The organism is Streptomyces sp. NPDC029466, assembly GCF_055574515.1.
Window position 1 is genome coordinate 1 of record NZ_JBVHZH010000007.1, and the last position, 18150, is coordinate 18150.

Here is an 18150-nt window from a genome sequence, read left to right on the forward strand (position 1 = left end):
GGGGGGGGGGGGGGGGGGGGGGTGGGGTGCGCGGGGCCGAACCCCACCCCCCCCCCCCCCCCCCCCCCCCGCGCAGGCCCGTCACCGCACCCCGACAGCCCCGCGCAGCGGCAACGCCCGCCGCCAGGCGCAACGGCGAGAAACCACCACGGCGGGACAGACAAAAACGTGGGGTCAGCCCGTGAGCCGTACGGCCCGGCTCTCCGCCGCGGAGCGCTTCGCGGCCTCCAGTACGCGCAGCGCGGCCGCGGCCTCCCGGGCCGTTACCGGCGGCTGTCCGCCCTCGCGGAGGGCCCGTTCGATCGCGGCGTAGTACGCGGGGTAGTCGCCCGGCAGGGTCGGCACGGGCTCGCCGCCGCCGTTCTGCGGGGACGAGCCGGCGCCGAGCCGGCCCCGGCAGGAGTCCGGTTCTACGCCCCATTCGACGCCCTCGGTGCCGGGCCGCAGGCCCTCGCGCAGGGCGGCCTCCTGCGGGTCCAGGCCGTGCTTCACGTAGCCGGCCCGGCTGCCCAGGACCCGGAAGCGCGGGCCCAGCATGGCGGTGGTGGCGCTCACCCACAGGTGGGAGCGGACGCCGCTGGCGTGGGTGAGGGCGAGGAAGGTGTCGTCGTCGGCCTCCGCGCCCGGGCGCCGGATGTCGGACTCGGCGTAGACCGAGACGACCGGGCCGAACAGGGTCAGCGCCTGGTCGACGAGGTGGCTGCCGAGGTCGTAGAGCAGCCCGCCGAGCTCCGCCGGGTCGCCGGACTCGCGCCAGCCGCCCTTGGGCTGCGGACGCCAGCGCTCGAAGCGGGACTCGAAGCGCTGGACGTCGCCGAGCGCGCCGTCCTCGATCAGCTTGCGGACGGTGCGGAAGTCGTTGTCCCAGCGGCGGTTCTGGAAGACGGAGAGCAGCAGGCCGCGCTCCTCGGCGAGCGTGGCGAGCTTCTCGGCCTCGGCGGCGGTCGCGGCCAGCGGCTTGTCGACGACGACCGGCAGCCCGGCCTCCAACGCGGCGGTGGCGAGCGGCACATGGGTCTTGTTCGGTGACGCCAGCACGATCAGGTCGAGGTCCGCTGCGCGGTCCAGCACCGCCTGGGGGGTGTCGACCGTACGGACCTGGGGGTGTTCGGCGCGGGCCTGTGCCTGCCGCTCCGGGGCGGAGGTCGAGACGAGGTCGAGCCGCAGGCCGTCGGTGGCCGCGATCAGGGGGGCGTGGAAGACCGAGCCGGCCAGGCCGTAACCGATGAGGCCGACGCGGAGCGGGCCTTGGGGGGCGGCGGTGCCGGTGGGGTCGCTCGTCTCGCTGCTCATGAGTTCCACTTAAGCAACGCTGTTGCCAAAGTGCAAGCGATGCGGACAATGGGTGGGTGAGCAGCGATGACATCTCCCCGGCGGGGCGCGCCGGAGGTCCGGCCGCCGGCGGCGATCCGGTCGCCACCGGAACCCCGGCCGCCCTGGGAAATCCCGGGGCCAACCTCCCCGCGCTGCGCGGCCACAATGCCGCGCTGGTGCTCGGGCTGCTCCGGGCGGCCGGTGAGCCGGGGCTCAGCCGGCTGGAGCTCGCCGCGCGGACCGGGCTGACCCCCCAGGCCGTCAGCAAGATCACCGCGCGGCTGCGGGCCGAGGGGCTGGCCGTCGAGGCGGGGCGCCGCGCCTCCACGGGCGGGAAGCCCGCCACCGTCCTGCGGCTGGTGCCCGGCGCCCGGCACGCGGTCGGGCTGCACTTGGACCGCGATGAGCTCATCGCCGTACTCGCCGATCTCACCGGCGCCGCCGTTGCCGTACGCCGCGCCCCGCTCGCCTTCGAGGCGGGCGCCGGGCCGGTGCTCGACACCGCCGCACGGGAGGTCGCGGCGCTGCGCGCGGAGGCCGGCGGGCCGCCGGTGCTGGGCGCCGGGGCGGCCTGCCCGGGGCCGCTGGACCACACCGCCGGGGTACTGCACCGGGTCACCGGCGCGCCCCGGTGGGACGGTTTCCCGCTGCGGGACGCGCTCGCCGAACGCCTCGGCCTGCCCGTCGTCCTCGACAAGGACACCAACGCGGCCGCCCTCGGCCTGGCCCAGGGGATGCCGGCCGGCGCCGGCTCGTTCGGCTATCTGCATCTCGGCACCGGCCTGGGCGCCGGACTCGTCCTGGGCGGCAGCCTCTACCGCGGCCCGCGTACCGGCGCCGGGGAATTCGGGCACCAGACCGTGCAGTGGGACGGGCCGCGGTGCGGCTGCGGACGGCGCGGCTGCATCGAGGCGCTGTGCCTGGCGGCGGTGGCCCGGGGCGATCTGCCGGGCGCGGCCCAGGTGTTGGGGGCGGGCGCCGCCAACCTCGTCGAGCTGCTGGACATCGACCGGGTGCTGCTCGGCGGGCGCACCGTACTGGAGAACCCCGAGGTGTTCCGGACGGGGGTGGCCGAGGCGCTCGACGGCCAGGCACGAGCCCGTGGCCGGGCCGCGGTACCGGTGGCGCTGGCCCGGGGTGGCGCGCAGGCGGTCGCGGACGGGGCGGCGGAGCTGGTGCTGGCGCCGCTGTTCGGGGGGCGGGGGGCCACTTCGGTGCGGTGAGGGGGCGGCCTTGCTCGGGCATGCCGGAGCCGTGCCCGACGACCGCCCGGCCTCGAATGGTGAACTGCGCTGTCTGGTTGAGCGGCTGACCGAGGCGCTGCGCAACGTGTCGCGGAGTGCCGGGAGCCGGGGTGCGGGCTCTGCCAGGCCGGCCGAAGACCGGAGGGATCACCAGGGTCAGGGGCGCGGGGGCTGACTTAGGGTGGGGGCGTCGGCCGTACGTACGACGCGTGGGTTACCCCGTGTGGTCCACGGTGCGTGCGGGAGGCGGTCGGCGCCCCTGGTCCTCACGTACGGCAGGAGTCCGGCAGTGGCAGAGCGCAAGCCGATCGAGTCATGGCTCACCGACATGGACGGCGTCCTGATGCACGAGGGCATTCCGGTTCCCGGGGCGGACGCCTTCATCAAGCGACTGCGCGAATCGGGCAAACCCTTCCTCGTGCTGACCAACAACTCCATCTACACCCCGCGTGATCTGCACGCCCGGCTGAACCGCATCGGCCTGGACGTCCCATGGGAGTCGATCTGGACCTCCGCGCTGGCCACCGCCCAGTTCCTGGACGACCAGCGGCCTTGCGGCACCGCCTACGTCATCGGTGAGGCGGGCCTGACCACCGCCCTGCACGACATCGGCTACGTCCTGACCGACCACTCCCCGGACTACGTGGTCCTCGGCGAGACCCGCACCTACAGCTTCGAGGCCCTGACGAAGGCGATCCGGCTGATCAACGACGGTGCCCGGTTCATCGCCACCAACCCCGACGAGACCGGCCCCTCCCCGCAGGGCGCGCTGCCCGCCACCGGGTCGGTGGCCGCGCTGATCACCAAGGCGACGGGCGTCGACCCGTACTTCGTCGGCAAGCCCAACCCGCTGATGATGCGGCACGGGCTGAACGTCATCGGCGCCCATTCCGAGACCTCCGCGATGATCGGTGACCGTATGGACACCGATGTGCTGGCCGGCCTGGAGGCGGGCATGGAGACCTTCCTCGTCCTGACCGGCCTCACCCGCCCCGAGGAGATCGAACGGCACCCGTTCCGGCCCTCCCGTGTGGTGGACTCGATCGCGGATCTCATCGACCTGGTGTGAGCGGGGCGGTGGGGCTGCCTGGTTGAGCGGGGCAGTGGCCAGCTTGGTGTGACCGGGCCGGTGCCGGTCTGAGCCGTGGCTCCGGCCGCTGCACGGTCCGCGGTCTGATCCGGCCGTGGGCCGCCGGTGGCCCAGGAGCCCCACCCGAACGGCGCAGCCTCGGACCGCACCGGATGCGGCCGGGCGCGCGGGGGCGGACCTTCGGAGTTATCGGAGGTTCACCATGCGCTCACGGCAATTTGCTCTCTGTGCCGCGATCGCGGCGTGCGCGGTGACAACGGCGCCGGCACCCGCGTACGCCGCGAAGGATCGCGCCACCGGAACCGCAACGGTCCAGGCCACCCCCGCCACCCCCGCCGCCCCCGGCGCGGACACCTCGCGGGGCCCGGGTGGCAACGCCGGGCGGGCCCTCGTCCGCTCCGTGTCCGTCCACGAGGCATCGCGGTTCACCCGGACCGCCGGGAGCCCGACCGCCCGGTCGGACGCAGGCCGCGTCCACCCCGGCTCGGCACCCGGCGCCCATCCGGTTCCGCCCGCTCCGGCCGCCGAGACGGGCAGAGCCGGCGCCGCTGCCCACACCGCCAAAGAAGCCAGAGCCGCATCGAGCCGTGAGCTGAGCAGTACCTCGGCCGTGGGCCTGGTGCTGGCCGGTGGCGCCATCCTGGTCATCGCGGGGCAGCTGCTCCGGCTCCGGCTGAGACTGCGCCGCGAGCGGCGGGGCGACGCCGATGAGCGCTGACGAGGAGGGGCGGGCGAGTGCGGCCGGGGTGACCGCCAGGCCCGGCGCATCCGGCGCCCTTGGCACCTGTAAGGCGCTCAACGCCGTTGTCCTACCGGGCACCCATGCCGGCCCCGGCCCCCTACCCTCCACCGGCACGCGCCCCCTCCACGACACCGCCCCCGACACCGCCGCCGACCCCACCCCCGGAACCGTCCACCGCCCCGGCCGGCTGCTCGCCGGTGTGGCTTGGGCGGTGTTGCTGTTGGGGCTGTGGTTGTGGGGCCGTGATCTGGCGGACGAGGTGGCCGCGCAGCTTGCCACGACCGGTGATGTGGCCGCCGCCGGACGCCCGTTGGGCCGGCAGGCGCCTCCGCACGCGCACGCGCCCGTACACGCCGCGACCACCGCACGGCCCGTCCGGATCACCATCGACGCGCTCGGCGTACGGGAGGCGGGCATCACCGAAAGCGGCCTCGACGGGGACGGCCTCCTCACCGCGCCCCCGTACACCTCCCCGCAGCCCGTTGGCTGGTACGCAGAGGGGCCGCAACCGGGGGAGGCGGGCGCGGCGCTGCTCGTGGCCCGGGCGGACGCCGAAGGCCCGGAAGGCGACCGCCAGGACATGCACGGCCCTGATGTCCAACGGGCGGCTTTCCACCGGCTGTCCCGCCTCAAGCCAGGGGAGCGGGTCGACATCCGGCGCGCCGACGGCAGCACCGCTCGCTTCACCGTCGAGGACATCCAGCTCTACGACCGCCACCGCTTCGACCCGCGCAGGGCCTACGCCGCCCACGACCGCGGCCGCTCCGAACTCCGCCTGATCGCCGACGACAACAGCCGCGCCGGTGCTTCGGGCCGGCCACACGGCGGGGCGGCGACCCACGTGATCGTGGTGGTCTCCGCCTACCTGACGTCCTACCAGGAGCCCCCGCACGCCCCCGGCGGCGACTGAGCCGCCTCGCCGAAGCCCGCTGCGGTGGGTGCGGTGCGGTCGTCCCCCGAAGGGGCGCGGGGAACTGCGCGACGCGCCACGACGCAGCCGCAGCCGCACGACAGCACCTCTCAGCGCCTCTCGGCACCCCTCGGCCCCCTCGGCACGTCCCGCGGAGCGCTCGGTGCGCGGCTCGTCCACAGGCCGACCCGGGCAAGTCGGGGTGTGCCACGATGGATGCGGCCGGTGGTCCCCTGCCGACCGTGTTCCGTGTTCGTGCTCCGAGGGGGGAGTGGATGTACGGCAATCTGCGACGGATGGCCGGGGCCGGTGCGCCGGGTGGGTCCCGCGACGGCCGGCGGCGCTCCGCGCATGCCGGTGCGGCGCCGTCGAGGGCGGTGGTGGGGGCGCTGGCTCTGCTGCTGCTCGCCGGCTGCTCCGACGGCGACAGTGACGGCAGCGTGCCGGACAGACCCGGCCAACGCCCCAAGTCCGTCGCCCCGTTCTGGGTCAACCCGGACAGCAAGGCGGCCCGTCAGGTGTCCGCGTACGGCAAGGGCGGCGAGTCCGGCGACGCCCGCCTGGTCAACAAGATCGCGAAGCAGCCGGTCGCCGAATGGATAGGCGTCGACGACCCGCAAAGCGAGGCCCGTGGCTTCACCGAGGCGGCCGCCAAGGCCGACCGTGAGGCGCTGCTGGTGCTCTACAACATCCCGCACCGCGACTGCGGCAGCTACTCCAAGGGCGGCGCCGCCGACGGCAACGCGTACCGTGCCTGGCTGGACGGCGTCCTCAAGGGCATCGGCAACCGCGCCACCACCGTGATCCTGGAGCCCGACGCCCTGCCGCACATCGCGGACAAGTGCACCCCGCAGCAGTTCCACGAGGAGCGCTACGCCCTGCTGACGGAGGCGGTCGGCAAGCTCAAGGCGCTGCCGCGCACCAAGGTCTATCTGGACGCCGGCAACCCCCACTGGATCAAGGACCCGGGCCGGATGGTCGAGCCGCTCAAGCGGGCCGGCATCGACCGTGCCGACGGCTTCGCGCTGAACATCTCCAACTACCAGACCACCGCGGAGAACACGAAGTACGGCAAGAAGCTGTCCGCCATGGTCGACGGCAAGCGCTTCGTCATCGACACCAGCCGCAACGGCAACGGCCCGGCCCCCGGCGGCGACGACCCGGAAAACTGGTGCAACCCACCCGGCCGAGCCCTGGGCGCGGCACCCACCACCAAGACCGGCGACCCCCAGATAGCCGCCTATCTGTGGATCAAACGCCCCGGCGAGTCGGACGGCACCTGCAAGGGCGGCCCCAAGGCAGGCACCTGGTGGCCCAAGTACGCCCTCGGCCTGGCCCAGGGCGCGAAGTAACCACCACGCCCGGGCCGGCGCCCTGCTGTGACGGCGCCCCCCACGGCGAGGGCCCGGTGGATCCAGAATCCACCGGGCCCCGAACGGGACGGCCCCTGCGGGCCCCGCGCCCCTACTGCCGCTCAGCCGCGACCTTCACCCACACCGCCTTCGACGGAGTCCCCTCCCCGTCCACCGCGTTGAGCATGTACCACCCGGGCGGCACCAGCGAGGGATCCTTCGGCAGGGTGACCGTGACGCCCTTCCCGTCCTTCGTCACCGTGAAGTCCAGCGCGATGGAGCGCTGTTCGATATTGGTGACATGGGTGAACGAGCCGGGCCGCATCAGCCGCATCTTCTTGATGCCGGCGGCGTGCGGGGAGCCGTAGGTCGCGCGCTGCCCCAGCGAGAGCGTCTCCGTCGGGCCGGCCGTCAGCTTCGGGCGTGACTTCCCGTAGAGGTACGGCGGGGTGTAGAGGTCGATCTGCTGCTGGAAGACGCCCGGCTTGGTGTTGTCCTTGTCGGCGAAGAGGGAGTCCGAGCCGAAGGTCATCACCCGGCCGTCGGGCAGCAGCAGCGCACCGGAGTGGTAGTTGCGGCCCACCAGCGGATCGGCCACCCTCCGGGCGGTGTTGGACGCCGGGTCGTACAGCTCCGCCTTCAGCACGTTGGAGTCGCTGCGCCCGCGGTAGTCACCGGAGCCGTTCGTGGTCAGCACGGTGTCGTCCGGCAGGATCACGCTGCTGGGGTAGCGGGCCTTCGCGTACAGCGGCGGGCCGTCCTTGAAGCGCGGCGAGGGGGCGTGCAGATCCACGATCCGGGTCTTGTCCGTGGCCCTCGGGTCCTCGCCGACCCCGCCCCCGCCCAGCACCATGTACCGCTGTTCCTGGGCCGGCGGCAGCAGCACCGACATCGAGGTCTCCAGGATGTCCGGGTCGCTCATGCCGGGCACGAACTGGAACCTGTTGGTCTTCAGGTCCCAGATGCCGGGCTTGCGGCCGATGTTGTCGGGGCCGTAACCGGCATTGGAGCCGGTGTAGAAGATCCGGTTCTGGTCGGTGAGGAAGAGCGCCGGGTAGGTCGGGAAGAAGCGCTTCTTGGGCAGATAGCGCCACTTCTTCGTCTTCGGGTCGTAGATCTCCTGCTTGCCGGGGACCACCTGCCCGATCTCGTCCAGCCCGGAGACGGACAGCACCTTGCCGTCCTGAAGCGTGGTGAGCGTCGGGTACCAGCGGGCCTCGTTCATCGGGTCGACGGGCACATAGCGCTCGGCCACCGGGTCGAACTCGAAGCTGTCCTTGATCCCCTGGAAGTCCTTCTTGTCGAAGGACAGCTTCTGCGCGATGCCGTAGAAGTTACGGGCGTCCGCGCCGGTCAGACCGTGGATGCGGTAGTTGTCCTGGGTGCCCGTGGAGTGCGACGGGCCGTCCTTGAGGGCCTCGACATAGACCCGGGCCTCGCTGTGCACGACGGTGACCTTGCCGGTCGCCGGGTCGGTCTTCTTCTTCGCCCGGGGCACCACGACGGGGTCCTTCGCGGCGAAGGTCTTGCCGTTCTTCTTGCCGGTGAAGAGCGTGCCGGCCGGGAAGGTCTTCGGGCCGTCCGGGTCCTCGTTGTAGATGATCATGAGGCCGCCGGCCTTCTTCACATCGCCGTTCAGCTTCTCGTAGCGCTGGGTGCCGCCGGCCACCAGCAGCTTGCCGTCCGGGAGCTGGGTGTGCCCGGAGCAGAAGAGGTCCTTGGGGGTGGGGATGTTCTTGAAGGTGTTCTTCTCCGGATCCCACAGGACCGTACGGAACGACTTGGCCTTGAAATTCGCCGCGTTGTTGCCGGAGCCCGCGACCAGCAGCACCTTTCCGGTGTGCAGCAGTGCCGCGTGGATGGTGTTGATGCGGTACTTCTGCGGGACGTTGAGGACGTCCCAGTGGCCGTTCTCCGCCTTGTACTCCGGCTTGTTGATCACGTACTGGTGGTACTGCTCCGAGGCGAAGCCGTAGAGAGCCGGCCCGTTCATCCCGGCCAGCGCGAGCACCACCGCCGTTGCTATCGCCACTCTGCGGGTGCGACGGCTCGGACGGTACTTCATGTGTGACGTCCCCCAAGGGCGATCTGCATGGTCTGTTCACTGGTGGCGGGCGGGCCGTCGGCCGGAGCGGCGGCTTGGTCAGCGGCGGCGGTGGAAGAGCCCTCACCGTCAGCCGTCGCGGAAGAGCCCTCACCGTCGGTCGTCGTGGTGGAAGAGCCCTCACCGTCGGCCGTGGCGGGAGAGCCACCGGCCACGTCCGCAGACCCCCCGCCGCCGGCCGTGGCACCGGAGCCGCCGGCCGTGGCACCGGAGCCGCCGGCCGTGGCATCGGCGCCCTCGGTCGTGGCACCGGAGCCGCCGGCGGCCGCGCTCCGCTTCCGCTTCTCGTCGCGTACGGTCCGCCGCCAGGCGTAGATCGGTGCGGCGGTGATCAGCATCGCGAGGACGGCCCAGATGACCATCGCCGGATGGCTGTGCCCCAGCACGAACGAGGCGATCAGCGAGCCGCCGAAGACGAGCAGGAAGAACAGATGCACCCGGAACGTCCCGAAGAGCGTGTCCGGGCTGGACGAGTCGCCCTTCGGCGTGACCACGAACTTGCTCTTGCGGCGCAGCGCCGCATCGAACAGCGACCGGGCGTAGATCGGCGCGGACAGCGCGGACATCACCATGCCGGCGACACCGCCGGAGCCCTCCGGCTCGTGGGGGGAGACATTGTGCCGCCGGTTCCAGATGTACAGGCCGATCTGGAGCGCCGAGGCGTTCCCGTACAGCATCATCCACACCGTCGGATCGATCTCCACACCCGAGGCGCCGAGACCCAGGAACAGCGCACAACTCAGCGCCGCCAGAATCCAGTTCAGCGCCGACATCGGGTAGAAGATCACCATCATGGTGTAGTTGACCAGCCGGCCGAACGGCAGGGTGAACGGTGCCTTCCAGAACTGCTTGAGGATCGTCTCGTACGTCCCGCGGGACCAGCGCAGCTGCTGGGTGAAGAAGTCCGTCCAGGCCGTGGGCCCCTCGCCGACCGCCAGCACATCCGGGGTGTAGACCGAGCGCCACTTCTTCCCGGTCCGCGGATTGCGGTGCCGGTGGATCTCGAACCCGGTCGCCATGTCCTCGGTGATCGAGTCGTACAGCCCACCGATCTGCTTGAGCGCGCTGATGCGTACGGCGTTGGAGGTGCCGACGAACATCGGCGCGCCGTAGCGGTTGCCGGCCCGCTGGATCAGCGCGTGGAAGAGGAACTGCTGGGACTCGGCGGCCTTGGTGACGAAGGTGTCGTAATTGCCGTACACCTGGGGGCCGATGACGAAGCCCACGTCCGGGTCGCGGAAGAAGCCCAGCATCCGCTCCAGGTAGTTGGGCAGCGGGACATGGTCGGTGTCGACGGAGGCGAAGTAGTCGTAGTCGTCGCCGTGCGCCGCCAGCCAGGCGTTGTAGTTGCCGTGCTTGGTCTTGGCGCGGTGCGGTCCCTTGGGCCGGTTCCACTCCGGGATGCCCTTACGGGAGAAGTGGTGCACGCCCAGACGCCGGCAGACCTCTTTGACCTCGGGGTCGTCGCCCTCGTCCAGCAGCCATATGTGCAGCAGCCCGCGGTGGCGTATCTTGACCGCCGCCTCCAGCGTCTTCGTGACCATGGCCAGGGGCTCCTTGCCCGGCACGAAGGAAGTGAGGAAGGCGACGCGGGTGCCGCTCTCGGGTATGACGGGTATGGGGTCGCGGGCGACCAGGGTGGCGTGCGCGTTGGACAGCACATTCATGCACCGGAAGAACTCGATCAGCCCGATCGAGACCAGCATGACGACGTCCAGCACCGGCAGGAACTCGTAGGCCGGGTAGTCGCGTTCGGTCCAGTGGTTCGGCTGCATCAGCCAGATCAGCAGCCCGAACGAGAGCAGCGGCGCGGCACCGAGCAGCAGCGCGGCCCGGATACGGTGCGGCTCGTCGGCGAGCAGCGAGCGATAGCGGACCTTGTACGGCTTGTCCGGGTCGGGCTGGGTGAGCGGCCCGGCGAGTCTGCTGTAGTGCTCGTAGTCGTAGCGCGGCAGTGGCTTGCGCGGGGTGCGCCGCTGCCGCTGCTGACGTGGCACCCGCAGGCGCGCGGTGGCGGACGAATCGTACGAGTGCTGCGGCCGGGCACCCTCAGGTGGCGACGTCATGAGTCCATCCCCCCGCACGCAACTGGCTGCGTGCCGTGTGCTGATAGCCCGATTTCCCGGTCCCCACGACCGACTCGGGCTCACTGGTCTAGGCCGTCCGCACCTGCGACGGTGACGGCCATGTTCCGGTGGTGTGAGGAACGCCCCGTAATCCTGCCAAGCAGCGGGTTCCCCGCGTTCACATCACGCCAACCGGCGTATCCCTTTCTTCCCACTCCTGGGAACCCCGCCGCATTTCGACCGAGTTCCCAGGTCAGAGTGCCGAACGGCCCAGCCGATTGCAAGATGCAACACAAGTTACGCAGGTCAAAGAGGCAATATCCGGACGCCATATGGCGCCGAGCGCAGTGCTTTGACCTGGAACGGCAGCCGATTTCGGGCTTGTTGACAGTTCGTGTCTCAATAACTGGAATAGCATGCTCCGTAAGCGTAGAGTTACCCTTCCGGTAAAGGCGGCGCCGCTCGTTCGTAAAAGTCCGTCGGCAACTGCCAATGCAATAAGGAGAGTCGGCGGATTCGAGCACGCAGCGCAGCATGATTTGCGCTTCGAGGCGACACGGCCGTACGGACCGGCAGGCACCTTTGTGGCCGTGCGTGCGATTTGGAACAGTATCTGAAGGAATTCACCCGCAAAACAGGGGATGGGCAGATCCGCGACGGATTCGGCATGAACCGCCGATTCCCCCTAAGTGACTTGCCAGTACGGGGAATTGGCTGAACGTCAGGCCCAGCGCCCCCGGCGTCTGCGTCACCCCCTGGACAGTGCGGCGGGTCCGGTGGCACCGTGTCCGGCTTCCCGTGGGGGGGCGGGCATGGTGATGCCGGCCGGTGGTGGCGGGGGGCGGCCCTTAAGGGGTGGTCCCGCCTCCAGGGAGTGGCTCGTCGCGGCGTGCGGCGTGTGGCAGGCGGTGCGAGGTGCGGGACACGCGGCGCCGCCGCACCTCGTACAAACGTTCCACCCGACGGTGATCTTGCGCCCCGCCCCATGTGGCCGGACATACGACTGAGGCCCCTCGCATGGCGAGGGGCCTCAGTGTGTCGTGCGCCGCCAGGGACTCGAACCCCGGACCCGCTGATTAAGAGTCAGCTGCTCTAACCAACTGAGCTAGCGGCGCGTGCTGACCTGAAGAACTTTACACGAACTCGGAGGGTGCTCCGTACCCGCGACCGCCCTGCTCACGCACTCGGTCAGTGTGATCCCTGCCACTCGTGGCGCCCTCCTGATTGCTCCCCTCGTTCCGAGAGCGCCATCGGGCATACGGGGCAAAAGCCACATGATCTTGGCGTCTCCTCTCGACGGCCGCCTGAATCATTCCGCAAAGTGCTACTTCATCCCTTTCCGTCCCCATGTCCCACCAGTTGCCCCGTCAACATGCGGTATCTCCTGCCGGTTGAGAGGCTGAGGCGAGCGCTGGGACGCAAGAACTGAACATTGTCCAGAGGGCGCCGGCCATGGCGTCCGTCACTCCTCTTGCGCCTGCCGCAACCCCACCCTCCACAGCAACGTCTGCCAGGACGCGCAGCCCCGGACCGGGTCCCCGGGACTCGCCCCTCCGTCGGAAAGGTTGATCGTCGTGGTGTCGACAGCCAAGCGCACCCTTGAGATGCGGCTCCTTCTCGGGCCGGACGAAGCAGTTCCGGTGGCCGGCCGGTTCAGCTACCGCAGTGACCGCCCGTACGAGGTCGAGGTCGCCTTCATCAGCCGCGGCCAGACGGTCGCCACCTGGCTGTTCGCCCGCGAGCTCCTGCTGGCCGGGCTGCATGACGAGGCAGGGGAGGGGGACGTGCGGGTGTGGTCCTTCCGCCGGCCGGGCGAAGCGCGCCGCGTACATATCGAGCTGTCCACCGACGACAGCGTCTGCGAGCTCTCGGTGCGCGCGACGGAGCTGACCGCCTGGCTGGAGCAGACCGCGGCGATCGTGCCGCCCGGCCATGAGGGTGGCTACCTCGACATGGACGCTCACCTGGCCCGGCTGTTCGCTGGGAAGTGCTGATGGGGGACACGGCAATCACGAAGACGACCACGGCCGGGCCGGTCACGGCGACCGAGCCGGTGATAGCGACCGGACCGGTGACGGCGGCCGGACCAGCGACGGCGGCCGAGCCGGTGACGGCGACCGGACCGGCGACGGCGACCGGACCGGTGACGACGGCCCAGCCGGTGAAGGCGACCGGACCGGCGACGGTGACCACGGCTGGGTCCGGCGCGTCCGGCCCCTCCCGCCCGGTCCACGCGGCGGCCCTCCCCACGACGAGCCCGGGTGCCTCGCCCGCCACCACGGAGCCCGCCCCCGGCAGACCGTCCGGCGTCGGCATATCGCCCGGCCCAGGCATACCGTCCGCCGCCGGGACCCCGCCCCCCACCTCGGCCCCCGCCGCCGCGACCCCCGCCTCCCCGCTACCGGCCCCACGCCGAGCCCCGGGCTCGGCCCGAGCGGAGGAGGCCGCACCGCCGGCCGGCCGGGAGGGCAAGGGGCAGTCGGCCGCCGCCCGGCCGGGGCGTGCCGGCGGGGAGCCGGACGGGCCCGCCGATGCCGCCACGACCGCCCCGCACGACCCCTGTGCACATGGCTTTCTGCCCGAGCGGCCGCCCGTACGCTCCCTGATCGGCACCTGGACCCGGCTGGACGCCATGGCCCGCGCGGCCGCGGTCGCGCCCGACCGGGAGGCCGCCGTCGCGCTCGTCGAACGGGCGCACCGCGCCGATGAGTTGGCCGCGCTCCGGCAGCGCGTCTCCCGGCTCTCGCTGCGCAACGCGGAGGCCGCCGCCATGCGGATCGCGGTCATCGCGGTGTCCTGCGGCTGGTGCGGGATCGACCCCCAGGCGCCGGCCGCCCGGGAGGTCGCCAACGAGGCGTTCCTCGACCTCTGGGCGGCGATCGCGCACCGTATCGACCACGATCAGTTCGTCGCGCTGCCCACCCTCGCGCTCCACAACTGGGCCCCGGAACGCAAACCCCGCCGCCATATCCCCATCGACCAACTGGCCCGCACCGAAACGCTCGTACCGATAGTCCGCTGGGCCCCGGAGGGTCAACCGCTCAGCCGGCTGGACCGGTTGATGCTGGCCGCGACCCGCCTGGAGGCACACGGGATCTGGCTCTTCCGGCTCGCCGAGACCCTGGCCGGCCGGTCGCCCGACGACTCCTCCACCCCGACGGCGCTGCGTCGGCTGGTCCGGGTCCAGCACGCGCTGCGCGCCCAGCTCCTCGCCGAGGCGGCGGAACTGGCGGCCGCGCCGGCCACCCCGCAGCAGCGCGCGGTACTCGGCGCGCTCGCCGGACAGGGTGCCCTGGAACCACCGGTGCTCCAGGCGGCCGACGCCGTCCTGGGCATCGGCGCCCGGCGGCTGCGGGAGGGCCGGCGACAGCTGCTGCGCCGCCATCTCCCGGCGCAGCACCGTGCCTGGCTCAGCGCGATGGACCGCCACTGCGCCCCGGTGCGTACCCTCGCCCACCGCGGTGGCCCCGACGCCGCCGTCTACCGCGAGGCCCAGGAGTCCCTGATCGCCCTCCGCCGCACCTATACGGCCCTGGTGCAGGCCGCGGCCCGTCCCACGGAGGCTCCCCTCACGCGGGCGGCCTGACCCGAGCGCTCCTCCCGCCCGCGCCGCCGCCCTTCCGCCGTGCGTCAAAACGGCCGCCGTCGGTGCGGCCCTCACCCCTGCCCTCACCCCTGCCCTCACCCTGCTCCCTCACCCTGCTCCCTCACCCTGCTCCCTCACCCTGCTCCCTCACCCTGCTCCCTCACCCGGTCCTGTACTCGCCCCCGCCCCGGCCCGGACATTGGTCCGGACCTTGGTATGGACATGTCGAGACGCCGCCGCTTAACCTGCTCTTTGGTCTAGACCGCACTGCCTCTCCCTCTCGGCTCATGGAACTCCCCCCACGTTCTTCAGGAGCGAAGCATGCGCAAAAAGATCAGTGCTGCCGTGATCGGCCTCGGCGTCCTCGGTGTGTCCCTCCTCTCGACGAGCAGCGCCGCCGGCCACGGCTACAGCGACGCGCCCCCCAGCCGCCAGGCGCTCTGCGCCAATGGCACCGTCAAGGACTGTGGCGCGATCCAGTACGAACCGCAGAGCGTCGAGGCCCCCAAGGGCTTCCCGGCCGCCGGTCCCGCGGACGGCAAGATCTGCTCCGGCGGCCATGAGAACTTCGCCGAACTCGACGATCCGCGCGGCGGCGGCTGGCCCGGCACCAAGCTCTCCCCGGGGCAGGGCTACACCTTCACCTGGCGGCTGACGGCACGTCATGCCACCACGGACTTCCAGTACTTCATCACCAAGGACGGCTACGACCCGGGCAAGCCGCTCACCCGCGCCGACCTCGAACCCGAGCCCTTCATGACCGTCCCCATGGGCGGTGCGCAGCCGGACGCGACCGTCCAGCACCAGGGCACCGTCCCCACCCAGAAGTCCGGCCGCCACCTCATCCTCGGCGTCTGGAACATCGCCGACACGGGCAACGCCTTCTACGCCTGCTCGGACGTCGACCTCTCCTGACGCCGCCGCCGGGCGGTGCCGGAAGGGCCCGGCCGCCGGACACAACGAAGTGGGCGTTTCCGGAGAACCGGAAACGCCCACTCGATACGTGCGCCGCCAGGGACTCGAACCCCGGACCCGCTGATTAAGAGTCAGCTGCTCTAACCAACTGAGCTAGCGGCGCGCGCTGACGAAAGAAATACTACCTGGTCGAGAGGGGTGCTCAGAACCATGGCCGCGGAATAGGGCCCTCCGGCACCGCCGGCCGTGCGACGCGGCCCGCGCCCGGTTCAGATGGCCAGGGACAGCAGGACCGGGGCGGCCTGACGATTGAGGGTGTCGGCCGCCTGGCGCAGTCGGTGGGCGTGCTCCAGCGGCATCGACAGCGCGAGGCACCCGACCGTCGCACCGGCGGTGATCGGGACCGCCGCGCAGACCGTGCCCACGGCGTACTCCTGGAGATCGAGCACGGGGACCGTGGGCGGCTGGCTGTCGAGCTTGTGGAACAGGACCTTCTCGTTGGTGATCGTCCGCGAGGTGAGTCGGGCGGTCTTGTGGCGGGAGAGATGGTCCTTGCGGCCGTCGTGGTCGAGCTGCGCGAGCAGGCACTTGCCGATCGCGCTGGCGTGCGCCGTGCGGTGGAATTCGGCCCACTCGTTGACCTTGGGGGCCAGCGGTCCGTCGGCGTAGTGGAGGATCTTCACCTCGCCGTCGATGTACCGGCTGATGTAGACGGCCGCGCCGACCGAGTCGCGCAGCTGGTCAAGGGTGAGCTGGAGCTTGTCACGCAGCGCCTGGTCGCGATCGCCGCCCGAGCCGAGGAGCAGGAGCGATTCACCGATGACATACGCGCCGTCGGTGACCTGCTCGACATAGCCCTCGCGCCGGAGCATCGCCAGCATGTGGCCGAGCTGGCCCGGGGACAGGCCCGTCTCGCGGGCGATCTGCGCATCGGTCACGCCCTCGGCGTGCCTGGAGACCGTTTCGAGCACGCGAAGGGCGTACTGCACCGAATGGAACGGCGCGGTCGGCTCGGGCTTCAGCGCCACGGTGTCCCCCTAGCAGGTTGTTACCGCTTGCGTCGTGACCGCCGTCGATGGTCACGGCCGGGGCTGGCGCGGCCGCTCCCGGGCAACGGGGCTTCCCTCACGATAGCGGCCAACGGCCGTCGGGGGAGAGGGTCTTGACCGAAAAGAAGCGGGCCCCGGTCGGCTGTACTGGGGCGCGCGACCTTGGCATATGCCAAGGTCACAGTGCTGGCACCCTGGAGGCCGTACGCCGTGTGGTCCCCGGCCCCCGCGGACGAGAAGGGTGGTGGCCCCCGGCGAGGGTCCACCACCCGAACTCACGGCCTGCGGTGTGCCGGTCAGAGCACGGCGCTCAGGAATTCCCGGGTGCGCTCGTGTTCCGGCTCCGTGAAGATCTTCTCCGGGGAACCGGATTCGATGACCCGGCCCGCGTCGAACATCAGGACGTCGTCGGAGATGTCCCGGGCGAAGTTCATCTCATGGGTGACGCAGAGCATGGTGATGTCCGTGGTGTGCGCGATGTCCCGCAGGACGTCGAGCACCCCGGCCACCAGCTCGGGGTCGAGCGCCGAGGTCACCTCGTCCAGCAGCAGCACCTGGGGGCGCATCGCCAGCGCGCGGGCGATGGCGACCCGCTGCTGCTGGCCGCCGGAGAGCTGGGTCGGGTACTTGTCGAGGTGCTCGGTCAGGCCCACCAGGTCGAGGAGTTCGCGGGCCCGCTCCTCGGCGGCGTCCTTCTCCATCCCCAGGACGTGGACCGGTGCCTCGGTGATGTTCCGCAGCACCTTCATATTGGGGAAGAGGTTGAACTGCTGGAACACCATGCCGATGTTCTTGCGCACCTCGCGGATGTGCTTCTCCCCGGCCGGTACGAGCTTGCCGGCCTTCTCCTCGTGCGTGAGATAGGCGCCGCCGACCTTGATGGTGCCCTCATCGGGCTTCAGCAGCGTCATCAGCAGCCGCAGAATCGTGGTCTTGCCGGAACCGGACGGGCCGATGAGGGTGACGTGCTTGCCCGAGGAGACGGTGAAGTCCAGGGAATCCAGGACGGTGTTGGTCCCGAACCGCTTGGTGACATGGTCAAAGCGGATCAGCTCGGTGCCTCCCCCGGACTCCGGCCGGGAGGTGCCGCCGTCCGCCGAGGGGGTCGTTTCTTTCGAGGGGGTGCTGTCAGCGGACAAGACGACGCTCCAGGGCTCGCAGGAGGAGAGAAGTGGGGTAGGAGATGACCACGAAGAGGATGCCGACGACGGTGATCGGCTCCAGGTAGTCGAAGGTGGTGGCGCTGATGCTGTTCGCCTGGAACAGCATGTCGGCGACGGTGATACCGGCCAGCAGCGGCGTGTCCTTGAACATCGCGATGACGTAGTTGCCGAGCGCGGGCACCACCCGGCGGAACGCCTGCGGCAGGATCACCGCGATCCAGGTACGCCGGCGCGGCAGGTTCAGCGCCGTGGCGGCCTCCCACTGGCCGGGCGGCACCCCGTCGATACCGGCGCGGTAGACCTCGGAGGTGTACGTCGAGTAGTGCAGCCCCAGGCCGATGACGCCGGTGGTCAGCGGCGCGAAGGTGAGCCCCCAGCCGGGCAGCACGAAGAACAGGAAGAACAGCTGCACCAGCAGCGGGGTGTTGCGGACGAACTCGACGAAGACGCTGACCGGCCAGGTCACCCAGCGGCTCCGCGAGCGCAGGGCCATCGCCCAGACCAACCCGAGCGCGAAGGACACCAGCGAGCCGTAGAACGTCGCCTGGATGGTGATCCACAGTCCCTTGAGGATCTCGGGCATGATCTCCCCGATGTAGCTCCATGACCAGTTGT

At 71.1% G+C, this 18150-nt stretch carries 14 protein-coding genes and 2 tRNA genes; 8 read left to right on the plus strand and 8 right to left on the minus strand.

The window, feature by feature from the left end; translation table 11 throughout:
- Nucleotides 1-174 precede the first annotated feature (174 nt).
- On the minus strand, nucleotides 175-1293 hold the full coding sequence (locus tag ACZ4XD_RS08480; RefSeq protein WP_468039503.1) for a Gfo/Idh/MocA family oxidoreductase: 1119 nt from the start codon (nucleotides 1291-1293) through the stop codon (nucleotides 175-177).
- Between the two features lie 71 nt (nucleotides 1294-1364).
- Between ACZ4XD_RS08480 and ACZ4XD_RS08485 the strand changes: the two genes are divergently transcribed.
- The 5 genes from ACZ4XD_RS08485 to ACZ4XD_RS08505 all read left to right on the plus strand — a co-directional run bounded on the left by ACZ4XD_RS08485 (nucleotide 1365) and on the right by ACZ4XD_RS08505 (nucleotide 6652).
- The gene (locus ACZ4XD_RS08485; protein WP_468039763.1) at nucleotides 1365-2537 is read left to right on the plus strand and encodes an ROK family transcriptional regulator; all 1173 of its coding nucleotides are present in this window, start codon (nucleotides 1365-1367) and stop codon (nucleotides 2535-2537) included.
- Nucleotides 2538-2847: 310 nt separating this feature from the next.
- Entirely contained in the window at nucleotides 2848-3627 is a 780-nt protein-coding gene (locus tag ACZ4XD_RS08490; RefSeq protein ID WP_042155092.1) for an HAD-IIA family hydrolase, read from the plus strand.
- A 271-nt stretch (nucleotides 3628-3898) separates the two neighbouring features.
- Nucleotides 3899-4366 (plus strand): hypothetical protein, encoded by a 468-nt coding sequence (locus ACZ4XD_RS08495; RefSeq protein WP_468039505.1) that lies wholly within the window; start codon nucleotides 3899-3901, stop codon nucleotides 4364-4366.
- The gene (locus ACZ4XD_RS08500; protein ID WP_468039507.1) at nucleotides 4356-5300 is read left to right on the plus strand and encodes a sortase domain-containing protein; all 945 of its coding nucleotides are present in this window, start codon (nucleotides 4356-4358) and stop codon (nucleotides 5298-5300) included. The genes ACZ4XD_RS08495 and ACZ4XD_RS08500 overlap by 11 nt, the downstream gene beginning before the upstream one ends.
- 275 nt (nucleotides 5301-5575) lie before the next feature.
- The gene (locus ACZ4XD_RS08505; RefSeq protein ID WP_468039509.1) at nucleotides 5576-6652 is read left to right on the plus strand and encodes a glycoside hydrolase family 6 protein; all 1077 of its coding nucleotides are present in this window, start codon (nucleotides 5576-5578) and stop codon (nucleotides 6650-6652) included.
- A 112-nt stretch (nucleotides 6653-6764) separates the two neighbouring features.
- On the opposite strand, the gene glxA is transcribed toward ACZ4XD_RS08505, so the two are convergent.
- The 3 genes from glxA to ACZ4XD_RS08520 form a co-directional block, all read right to left on the minus strand.
- Nucleotides 6765-8717 carry a radical copper oxidase GlxA gene (gene glxA, locus ACZ4XD_RS08510; protein ID WP_468039510.1) on the minus strand — a complete coding sequence of 651 codons (1953 nt, stop codon included), beginning with the start codon at nucleotides 8715-8717 and terminating at the stop codon, nucleotides 6765-6767.
- Nucleotides 8714-10822, minus strand: coding sequence for a glycosyltransferase family 2 protein (locus ACZ4XD_RS08515; RefSeq protein ID WP_468039512.1), 2109 nt, complete (start codon nucleotides 10820-10822; stop codon nucleotides 8714-8716). Before ACZ4XD_RS08515 ends, glxA begins: the two co-directional genes overlap by 4 nt.
- A 1041-nt stretch (nucleotides 10823-11863) precedes the next feature.
- A tRNA-Lys gene (locus tag ACZ4XD_RS08520) sits at nucleotides 11864-11937 on the minus strand.
- Nucleotides 11938-12396: 459 nt separating this feature from the next.
- Between ACZ4XD_RS08520 and ACZ4XD_RS08525 the strand changes: the two genes are divergently transcribed.
- The 3 genes from ACZ4XD_RS08525 to ACZ4XD_RS08535 all read left to right on the plus strand — a co-directional run bounded on the left by ACZ4XD_RS08525 (nucleotide 12397) and on the right by ACZ4XD_RS08535 (nucleotide 15323).
- Nucleotides 12397-12816, plus strand: a complete 420-nt coding sequence (locus ACZ4XD_RS08525; protein WP_467114760.1) for an SsgA family sporulation/cell division regulator — start codon at nucleotides 12397-12399, stop codon at nucleotides 12814-12816.
- Nucleotides 12816-14408, plus strand: a complete 1593-nt coding sequence (locus tag ACZ4XD_RS08530) for a hypothetical protein (RefSeq protein ID WP_468039514.1) — start codon at nucleotides 12816-12818, stop codon at nucleotides 14406-14408. Before ACZ4XD_RS08525 ends, ACZ4XD_RS08530 begins: the two co-directional genes overlap by 1 nt.
- A 321-nt stretch (nucleotides 14409-14729) precedes the next feature.
- Nucleotides 14730-15323, plus strand: a complete 594-nt coding sequence (locus tag ACZ4XD_RS08535; RefSeq protein WP_190146608.1) for a lytic polysaccharide monooxygenase auxiliary activity family 9 protein — start codon at nucleotides 14730-14732, stop codon at nucleotides 15321-15323.
- An 89-nt stretch (nucleotides 15324-15412) separates the two neighbouring features.
- Here ACZ4XD_RS08535 and ACZ4XD_RS08540 read toward each other — a convergent pair.
- The 4 genes from ACZ4XD_RS08540 to ehuD all read right to left on the minus strand — a co-directional run bounded on the left by ACZ4XD_RS08540 (nucleotide 15413) and on the right by ehuD (nucleotide 18118).
- A tRNA-Lys gene (locus ACZ4XD_RS08540) sits at nucleotides 15413-15486 on the minus strand.
- A gap of 106 nt (nucleotides 15487-15592) precedes the next feature.
- Nucleotides 15593-16351, minus strand: coding sequence for an IclR family transcriptional regulator (locus tag ACZ4XD_RS08545; RefSeq protein ID WP_398832398.1), 759 nt, complete (start codon nucleotides 16349-16351; stop codon nucleotides 15593-15595).
- A 317-nt stretch (nucleotides 16352-16668) separates the two neighbouring features.
- The gene (ehuA, locus tag ACZ4XD_RS08550; RefSeq protein ID WP_468039517.1) at nucleotides 16669-17511 is read right to left on the minus strand and encodes an ectoine/hydroxyectoine ABC transporter ATP-binding protein EhuA; all 843 of its coding nucleotides are present in this window, start codon (nucleotides 17509-17511) and stop codon (nucleotides 16669-16671) included.
- Nucleotides 17501-18118, minus strand: coding sequence for an ectoine/hydroxyectoine ABC transporter permease subunit EhuD (gene ehuD, locus ACZ4XD_RS08555; RefSeq protein WP_042155561.1), 618 nt, complete (start codon nucleotides 18116-18118; stop codon nucleotides 17501-17503). Before ehuD ends, ehuA begins: the two co-directional genes overlap by 11 nt.
- Between the last annotated feature and the right edge of the window lie 32 nt (nucleotides 18119-18150).

Excerpts from the sequence above, each read along its gene's own strand:
- glxA (WP_468039510.1), bottom strand. The coding sequence starts at position 8,717 with ATGAAGTACCGTCCGAGCCGTCGCACCCGCAGAGTGGCGATAGCAACG.
- ACZ4XD_RS08505 (WP_468039509.1), top strand. The coding sequence starts at position 5,576 with ATGTACGGCAATCTGCGACGGATGGCCGGGGCCGGTGCGCCGGGTGGG.
- ACZ4XD_RS08535 (WP_190146608.1), top strand. The coding sequence starts at position 14,730 with ATGCGCAAAAAGATCAGTGCTGCCGTGATCGGCCTCGGCGTCCTCGGT.
- ehuD (WP_042155561.1), bottom strand. The coding sequence starts at position 18,118 with ATGCCCGAGATCCTCAAGGGACTGTGGATCACCATCCAGGCGACGTTC.
- ACZ4XD_RS08515 (WP_468039512.1), bottom strand. The coding sequence starts at position 10,822 with ATGACGTCGCCACCTGAGGGTGCCCGGCCGCAGCACTCGTACGATTCG.
- ACZ4XD_RS08530 (WP_468039514.1), top strand. The coding sequence starts at position 12,816 with ATGGGGGACACGGCAATCACGAAGACGACCACGGCCGGGCCGGTCACG.
- ACZ4XD_RS08500 (WP_468039507.1), top strand. The coding sequence starts at position 4,356 with ATGAGCGCTGACGAGGAGGGGCGGGCGAGTGCGGCCGGGGTGACCGCC.
- ACZ4XD_RS08480 (WP_468039503.1), bottom strand. The coding sequence starts at position 1,293 with ATGAGCAGCGAGACGAGCGACCCCACCGGCACCGCCGCCCCCCAAGGC.